Consider the following 7,285-nt stretch of genomic DNA (forward strand, 5'->3'; position numbering starts at 1 on the left):
GCCCGGTAGCGCGCCAGCCGCTCGGCGTCCTTCGCGGTGACGGCCGGCAGCCGCCGCACGTCCATGTTGTCCTCCAGGTCCGCCAGTTTCACCCGGCGGGCCAGGGGGTGGGGAATGACCCGCTCGATGAAGGCCTCGTACGTCTCGCCCGCACGCCTGGTGAGATGCTCCAGCGCACCCAGCACCTCCTCCGGGTAGCCGAGGCCCCGGAGCTGCTCCAGGGTGTAGGAGGAGTCCTCCACCACGTCGTGGAGCACGGCCACCATGCGCTCCGCCTCGCCCTCCAGGCGCAGCATCACCCGCAGGGGGTGGAGGATGTAGGTCTGCCCGGCCTTGTCCCGCTGGCCCCGGTGGGCCTCCACGGCCAGGGCGATGGCGTCTTCGAGGGTGGGCATGGGGGCCTCCTTCACCACAGGCCCTTCTTGCTGCGCTGGGCCTTCTTCTCTCCTTCGCGCTTCTTGGTATCCAGCCGGCGCCGCTGGGAGCCCTTGGTGGGCTTCGTCTTGTGGCGCTTCTTGGGCACGAAGGTGAGGAGCTTGAGGCCCTCGCGCAGCCGCTCCAGGGCGACGCCCTTGTTCTGCACCTGGCTGCGGCGCTCGGTGCCGGTGACGGACAGCCCGGTGGGCGGGTGGCTCAGGCGCACGCCGCTGGCCGTGGTGTTGCGGTGCTGGCCACCCGGGCCGGAGGCGATGAAGAACTCCACCTCACAGGCCTTCAGCAGGGCCTCGTCATCCAGTGCGAGGGCCTCCAATGCGGCCTGACGGCGAGCGGGATCGACGTTCATGCGCCCGTCAACCTAGTAACACTCGGGGAGTTGTGCACCCGTATCTCCCACCCGCCCGGGTCTACCTTCTCCCTACATCCCGTTTCCTCCGCGAGGAGGTGTCGCGGGTCTCGCGTCCGGTCAGTGGAACTGGCAGAGGACCCGCTGGGTCCTGCTTCGCCCAGGCGCTCCTGGGACATGACGCACCCTGACGATGACTGCGCGTGTGCCTCCTGGGTCATTCGTGAAGACCTGGAGTCGAATGTCACCCAGTTGCGCAGAATCTTCGCATGGCGGCATATGTGAAGTGCTCATCGGATGACCAGCGAGGTCAGGACACGGGCTGGGAATGACAACCCGTGATGCGTGGGGGGGCCGCTGGATGATGCAACCCTGGCCTCGTACTCCGTCGTTCACGAGGCGCGAACGAGAGGAACGTATGATGAGGAGCACCGTGTCGAGGGGCTGTCTGTTGTCGCTCCTGTGGGTCGTCGCCGCGCTGGTCGCCGGGTGTGAGGGGGGTGGAAACGGTGACGGGTTGGCGGTGGCCCAGCGAAAGGCCTCGCTCGTCATCATCCAGGGGCGGCCGTATCGCCTGGCCGCCGGGCTGGGGCACTCGCTGTACGCGACGCCGACGGGCACCGTGTGGAGCTGGGGCACCAACACCCAGGGGCAGCTCGGCGATGGCACCACCGTGCAGCGCCTCAGCCCGACCCAGGTGACGGGGCTCTCGGAGATGACGGCCGTGGCCGCGGGCAACAACCACTCGCTGGCCCTGAAGTCCGACGGCACGGTGTGGAGCTGGGGTGGCAACGGGGACGGCCAGTTGGGCGATGGCACCACCACCCAGCGTCTGGCTCCCACCCAGGTGACGGGGCTCGCGGACGTGGTGGCCCTCGCCGCGGGCAACAACCACTCGCTGGCGCTGAAGTCCGACGGCACCGTGTGGGCCTGGGGTGGCAACGGCTCCGGTCAGCTCGGCGATGGGACCAATACCTCGCGCTCCACCCCCGTCCAGGTGCAGCTGCTCTCGGACATCTCGGCCATCGCCGCCGGGGACTACCACTCGCTGGCGCTGAAGTCCGACGGCACCGTGTGGGCCTGGGGAAACAACGGAGCCGGCCAGCTCGGCAATGGCAACCTCACCATGCAGCTGGCCCCGGTGCTGCTCTCCGGCCTCCCGCCCATGAGTGCCATTGCCGGCGGCGGCTCCCACAGCGTGGCGGTGCGCCAGGAGGACGGCACGGTGTGGACCTGGGGAGACAACGACCAGGGCCAGCTCGGCAATGGCGGCACCGCCTCGTCGCTCACGCCGGTGCAGGTGTCCTCCCCGGACTACTCGCTCTCGGGGTTCGTGGCCGTCGCGAGCGGCACCCACCACGTGGTGGCCCGGCGCATCGATGGAACGGTGTGGGCCTGGGGGGACAACAGCCAGGGCCAGGTGAGCCAGTCGGGCTCGGGCCCGCAGCGCACCCCCGTGCCGGTGGCGGGCGTGTCGGATGTGCAGGCCCTCGCCTGCGGCAACGCCTACACCCTGGCGGGGCGCAGCGACGGTACCGCCTGGGGCTGGGGCTTCAACAACAGCGGTCAGCTCGGCAATGGCAGCGCGAGCTTCCGCGCCATTCCCGGACCCGTCCAGGTCCCCGCCTCCATCGGGCTGCTCTCCGCCGGAGACACGCACGGCCTCGCCGTGCACCAGGACGGCACGGTGTGGACGTGGGGAGACAACACCTATGGACAGCTCGGCGATGGCACCACCACGCTGCGCAGCACCCCGGTGCAGGTGTCGGGGCTGTCGTCCATCCAGGCCGTCGTCGCGGGCACCTACCACTCGCTGGCGCTGAAGCCAGACCAGACGGTGTGGGGCTGGGGTGACAACTACTACGGCCAGCTCGGCGATGGCACCACCACCCAGCGTCCCACGCCGGTGCAGGTGTCGGGCCTCACGAGCGTCTCGGCCCTCGCCGCGGGCAACAACCACTCGCTGGCCGTGAAGTCCGACGGCACGGTGTGGGCCTGGGGTTTCGACAACAACGGCCAGCTCGGTGATGGGGCGAGCTCCTCCTCTCCGCACACCACCGCGGTCCAGGTGCAGGGACTCACGGGCGCGGTGGCCGTGGCCGCCGGCGGCAACCACTCGCTGGCGCTGAAGGTCGACGGCACGGTGTGGGCCTGGGGAGGCAACGGCGCCGGCCAGCTCGGGGATGGCACCACCACCTCGCGTGCCACCGCGGCGCCGGTGCCTGGGCTGTCGGGTGTCACGGCCATCGCGGCGGGAACCAACTTCTCGCTGGCGCTGAAGGCCGACGGCACGGTGTGGGCCTGGGGGGACAACAGCCAGGGCCAGCTCGGGGATGGCACCACCACCTCGCGCACCACCCCGGCGCAGGCCTCGGTCTCGAATGTCAGCGCCCTCTCCGCCCGCGCCAGCCACGTGCTGGCCCGGCGTACCGACGGTCAGCTCTGGGCCTGGGGGCGCAACGTCCATGGACAGCTGGGCGTTGGCACCAACACCCACCCCTTCGTGGCGACCCCGCTGCTGGTGCCGAGCTTCTCGGGTGTCGAGCTCATCGCCGCCGGCTCCCGGATGTCCTTCGCGCGGCGCACCGACGGCAGCGTGTGGGCGTGGGGCGACGGCACCTCCGGGCAGCTCGGCAATGGCACCACCAGCTCCGTCATCTCCCCCACGCCGGTGCGGGGCACTCCGCTCCCCTCGCCCCTGTCCTCCGGCTACTCCCACGCGGTGCACGCGCGCCTCGACGGGACTGTCTGGACGTGGGGACAGAACGACAAGGGCCAGCTCGGGGATGGGACCTTCGAGGACCGGGCCGTGCTGGGCCAGGTCGAGAGCCTCTTCTGCATCGAGGCGGTGTCGGCCGGTGCCTATTTCTCGCTGGCGCTGCGGTGTGACGGGACGGTGTGGGCGTGGGGCGACAACACCCAGGGCCAGCTCGGGGATGGCACCACCACCCTGCGCACCACCCCGGTCCAGGTGCAGGGCCTCACCAACGTGGTGACCCTCGCGGCGGGCGCTTCCCACGCGCTGGCCGTGCGCGCCGACGGCACGGTGTGGGCGTGGGGCAACAACAGCCAGGGCCAGCTCGGGGATGGCACCACCACCTCGCGCACCACCCCGGCGCAGGTGCAGGGCATCCTGGATGTCGTGAGTGTCGCGGGAGGTCACAGCCACTCCCTGGCCGTGCGCGCCGACGGCACGGTGTGGGCGTGGGGCAACAACAGCCAGGGCCAGCTCGGGGATGGCACCACCACCTCGCGCACCACCCCGGTGCTCGTGCTGGGGCTGTCGGGCATCCAGGCCGTTGCCACCAGCTACCACCACGCGCTGGCCGTGCGCGCCGACGGCACGGTGTGGGCGTGGGGCGACAACAGCCAGGGCCAGCTCGGGGATGGCACCACCACCTCGCGCACCAGCCCGGTCCAGGCGCAGGGGCTCTCCGGCGTCACGTCCATCGCGACGGGCGATGCGCACTCGGTGGCCCGGCTCGCCGATGGCACCCTCTGGTCCTGGGGCGACAACGACGCCGGACAGCTCGGGGTGAGCATGACCCTGACGGCCGCGCTCGTCCCGGCGCAGGTGTCGGGTGTCACCGGCATCACGGCCGTCTCCGCGGGCTACGCGTACACCGTGGTGCAGGACCAGGAGGGCTTGCTCCAGGCGTGGGGCAGCGACCCGTACGGCCAGCTCGGGGAGTAGCTGTGAGGGGAGGAGGGCCCTCTCTCAATGAGAGTCCAGGACTCTCGTTTTGAGAGGGAGGTGGCCCCCTTGGACCGTTGGAGGCTCGTGATTCCAAGGGGTTGAGGGGTGGCAAGCGGGTTGCTCCAGGGAAGGCGCGAGACGCACTTCCCCCAAGGAGCCCGCTTCGATGTCCATCGAGACCTGGCAGCTCGACACCACCCACTCCACCATCGGCTTCACCGTGCGGCACATGGTGGTGGCGAAGGTCCACGGCCGCTTCTCCCGCTACGAGGGGCGGCTGTTCGTGAACGGCGACCTCACGCGCGCGCAGGCGGAGGTGAAGATCGACGCGGCGAGCATCGACACCCAGGTGGAGGCGCGTGACAACCACCTGCGCTCGCCGGACTTCTTCGACGTGAAGGCCTTCCCGCGCCTCATCTTCCGCAGCCGGCGGGTGGTGGCGGCGGGCCCGGAGCGCTACCGCGTGGTGGGCGACCTCACCGTGCGAGACATCACCCGCGAGGTGGTGCTGGAGGCCGAGTTCCTCGGCCGTGTGACGGACCCGTTCGGCGCCGAGCGCCTGGCCTTCAGCGCGCGCACGAGCATCGACCGCAAGGACTTCGGGCTGACGTGGAACAAGGCGCTGGAGACGGGCGGAGTGCTGGTGGGCGAGCGCATCGACATCGAGCTCGACGTGCAGGCCGTGAAGGCCGTGGCCGAGAAGGCGGCGTGAGGCGGCACGGAAGGCCGCTCGGCAGGCGTGAAGTGGCTGGCGGGCTGCTGGCCGGCGTGACGGGCTGGAGGGGAGGAGCGCTGCTCGCACGCGGCGAATCGCTCCCGGCCCCTCGCGCATCGGAAACAACTGGAGAAAAGGAGTACCCCATGATCACCGTTCGACCCTCTGAAGCACGCGGACATGCCAACCACGGCTGGCTGGACAGCCACCACACCTTCTCGTTCTCGGACTACTACGACCCGAGCCACATGGGCTTCCGCGCCCTGCGTGTCATCAATGAGGACCGGGTGGCGGCGCGCAGTGGCTTCGGCACGCACCCGCACCGGGACATGGAGATCATCACCTACGTGCTCTCGGGGCAGATCGAGCACCGGGACAGCCTGGGCACGCTGGGCGTGCTGCGCGCGGGCGAGCTGCAGCGGATGACGGCGGGCACGGGCGTGCTGCACAGCGAGCAGAACCGCACCGACCAGGAGCTGCACTTCCTGCAGATCTGGATCCTCCCCGAGCGCAAGGGCCTGACGCCGAGCTACGAGCAGAAGGCCTTCACGGAGCAGGAGCGCCAGGGCCGCTTCCGGCTGGTGGTGTCGCCGCAGGGGCAGGACGGCTCGCTGAAGGTGAACCAGGACATGCGGCTGTACAGCACGCTGCTGGGCAAGGGCGAGAAGGCCGAGCACGCGCTGGCGCCGGGACGGCACGCGTGGCTGCAGGTGGCGCGTGGCGCGGGCACCCTCAACGGCGTGGAGGTGAAGGCTGGGGACGGGGTGGCCGTGTCCGAGGAGTCGCGGCTGGTGCTCGCGGCCTCCGAGCCGCTCGAGGCGCTGCTCTTCGATCTGGCGTGAGCTACGGCCGGAACACGGAGAGGGCCGCCTCGTAGGTGCCCACGTGGGCCTCCAGGGTGGCGGAGATGGGCCTGGCGTAGCCGCCACCCAGGGTGAGCACGAGGGGGAGGCCGCGATGCCAGGCGGCCTCCAGCACGAGCCGGTCGCGCTCCTTCATCCCGGCGTGGGTGAGGGAGAGCCGACCGAGGGAGTCCTCGGCGAGCGGGTCCACGCCGGCCTGGTAGAAGAGGATGTCGGCGCCGGCGGACTCGAGCACCTCGGGCAGGTGGGTGGCGAGCACCTCGAGGTAGGCCTCGTCCCCGAGCCCATCCGGCAGGCCCACGTCGCGGCTGGAGCGCTGCTTGCGGAAGGGGAAGTTGTGCTCGCCGTGGACGGAGAAGGTGAAGACGGAGTCATCCCCCTCGAAGACGGCGGCGGTGCCGTTGCCCTGGTGGACATCGAGGTCCACCACCACGGCGCGCTCGATGCGCTTCTCGGCCTGGAGGACGCGGATGGCCACGGCGATGTCATTGAAGACGCAGTAGCCCTCGCCATGGTCTGGGAAGGCGTGGTGGGTGCCCCCGGCGAGGTTGCCGGCGAGGCCATCCGAGAGGGCGGCCCGAGCGGCGCCCACGGTGCCGCCCACGGAGGCGCGGGAGCGCACCACCAGCTCCTCGGACCAGGGAAAGCCCAGCCGGCGGATCTCGGCCTCGGAGAGGGTGCCCGTCCAGAGCGCGTCGAGGTAGCGCGGGGTGTGGACGCGTTCCAGGTGCTCGCGCTCGAGGGGGACGGAGGGGGTGAGCCAGGAGGGCGGGAGGACGCCGCGCGCCAGGAGCAGCTCGCGCAGGAGCCGGTACTTCTCCATGGGGAAGCGGTGCCCGGGGGGCAGGGGGAGGACGTACTGGTCGCAGTGGAAGACGCGCACGGGTGGACAGAGGCGTAGCGCCAGGCCGGAGCGGGCGCAACCGGAGCGGTAGACCCAACCGGCGGCTCGTCCGTTCTTCCAGCGAGCGCGCGCTGGAATTTCGACCCGTATTTCCTCTCCCCTGGAGTCCCGTCATGTCCCTGAAGCCCTTCTCGCGCCCCGTGCTCGGGGCCGCGCTCGCCCTCGTCACGCTCGCCTCTCCCCTGGCCCTCGCCGAGGCGCCCCAGAAGCCCGCGCCGGCCCAGGCCCAGCAGGGTGCACCGGCCCCTCAGCAGGCCCAGCAGCAGCCTCAGCAGGCGCGGCCGAGGATCGACGTGGTCTTCGTCCTGGACACGACGGGCTC

6 protein-coding genes and 1 pseudogene are annotated in these 7,285 nt (G+C 70.8%); 4 read left to right on the plus strand and 3 right to left on the minus strand.

Translation table 11 applies throughout. From position 1 onward, the window contains the following. A partial coding sequence (locus VF697_RS30645) for a GTP pyrophosphokinase (RefSeq protein WP_331100472.1) occupies positions 1-395 on the minus strand: 395 nt, incomplete at its 3' end. A gap of 11 nt (positions 396-406) precedes the next feature. Then, the gene (locus VF697_RS30650) at positions 407-784 is read right to left on the minus strand and encodes a peptide chain release factor-like protein (RefSeq protein WP_331100474.1); all 378 of its coding nucleotides are present in this window, start codon (positions 782-784) and stop codon (positions 407-409) included. Between the two features lie 418 nt (positions 785-1,202). On the opposite strand from VF697_RS30650, the gene VF697_RS30655 reads away from it, so the two are divergent. The 3 genes from VF697_RS30655 (at position 1,203) to VF697_RS30665 (ending at position 6,038) form a co-directional block, all read left to right on the plus strand. Beyond that, positions 1,203-4,478 carry an RCC1 repeat-containing protein gene (locus VF697_RS30655; protein ID WP_331100476.1) on the plus strand — a complete coding sequence of 1,092 codons (3,276 nt, stop codon included), beginning with the start codon at positions 1,203-1,205 and terminating at the stop codon, positions 4,476-4,478. A 169-nt stretch (positions 4,479-4,647) separates the two neighbouring features. After that, a complete protein-coding gene (locus VF697_RS30660; protein ID WP_331100477.1) occupies positions 4,648-5,193 on the plus strand; it encodes a YceI family protein in 546 nt (181 codons plus the stop codon). Between the two features lie 149 nt (positions 5,194-5,342). Continuing rightward, positions 5,343-6,038 (plus strand): pirin family protein, encoded by a 696-nt coding sequence (locus VF697_RS30665; RefSeq protein ID WP_331100479.1) that lies wholly within the window; start codon positions 5,343-5,345, stop codon positions 6,036-6,038. A gap of 1 nt (position 6,039) precedes the next feature. Here VF697_RS30665 and VF697_RS30670 read toward each other — a convergent pair whose 3' ends face one another. Continuing rightward, complete coding sequence (locus VF697_RS30670; RefSeq protein WP_331100481.1) at positions 6,040-6,942, minus strand: histone deacetylase; 903 nt, start codon at positions 6,940-6,942, stop codon at positions 6,040-6,042. A 134-nt stretch (positions 6,943-7,076) separates the two neighbouring features. On the opposite strand from VF697_RS30670, the pseudogene VF697_RS30675 reads away from it, so the two are divergent. After that, positions 7,077-7,285, plus strand: a pseudogene (locus VF697_RS30675) (VWA domain-containing protein); the annotation flags it as partial.

It is taken from the genome of Archangium sp. (assembly GCF_036388035.1).
GTDB lineage: Bacteria > Myxococcota > Myxococcia > Myxococcales > Myxococcaceae > Archangium.

Bases quoted from the DNA above. Each gene is read 5' to 3' on its own strand.
- VF697_RS30660 (WP_331100477.1), top strand. From the start codon at position 4,648: ATGTCCATCGAGACCTGGCAGCTCGACACCACCCACTCCACCATCGGC.
- VF697_RS30655 (WP_331100476.1), top strand. From the start codon at position 1,203: ATGATGAGGAGCACCGTGTCGAGGGGCTGTCTGTTGTCGCTCCTGTGG.
- VF697_RS30665 (WP_331100479.1), top strand. From the start codon at position 5,343: ATGATCACCGTTCGACCCTCTGAAGCACGCGGACATGCCAACCACGGC.
- VF697_RS30650 (WP_331100474.1), bottom strand. From the start codon at position 784: ATGAACGTCGATCCCGCTCGCCGTCAGGCCGCATTGGAGGCCCTCGCA.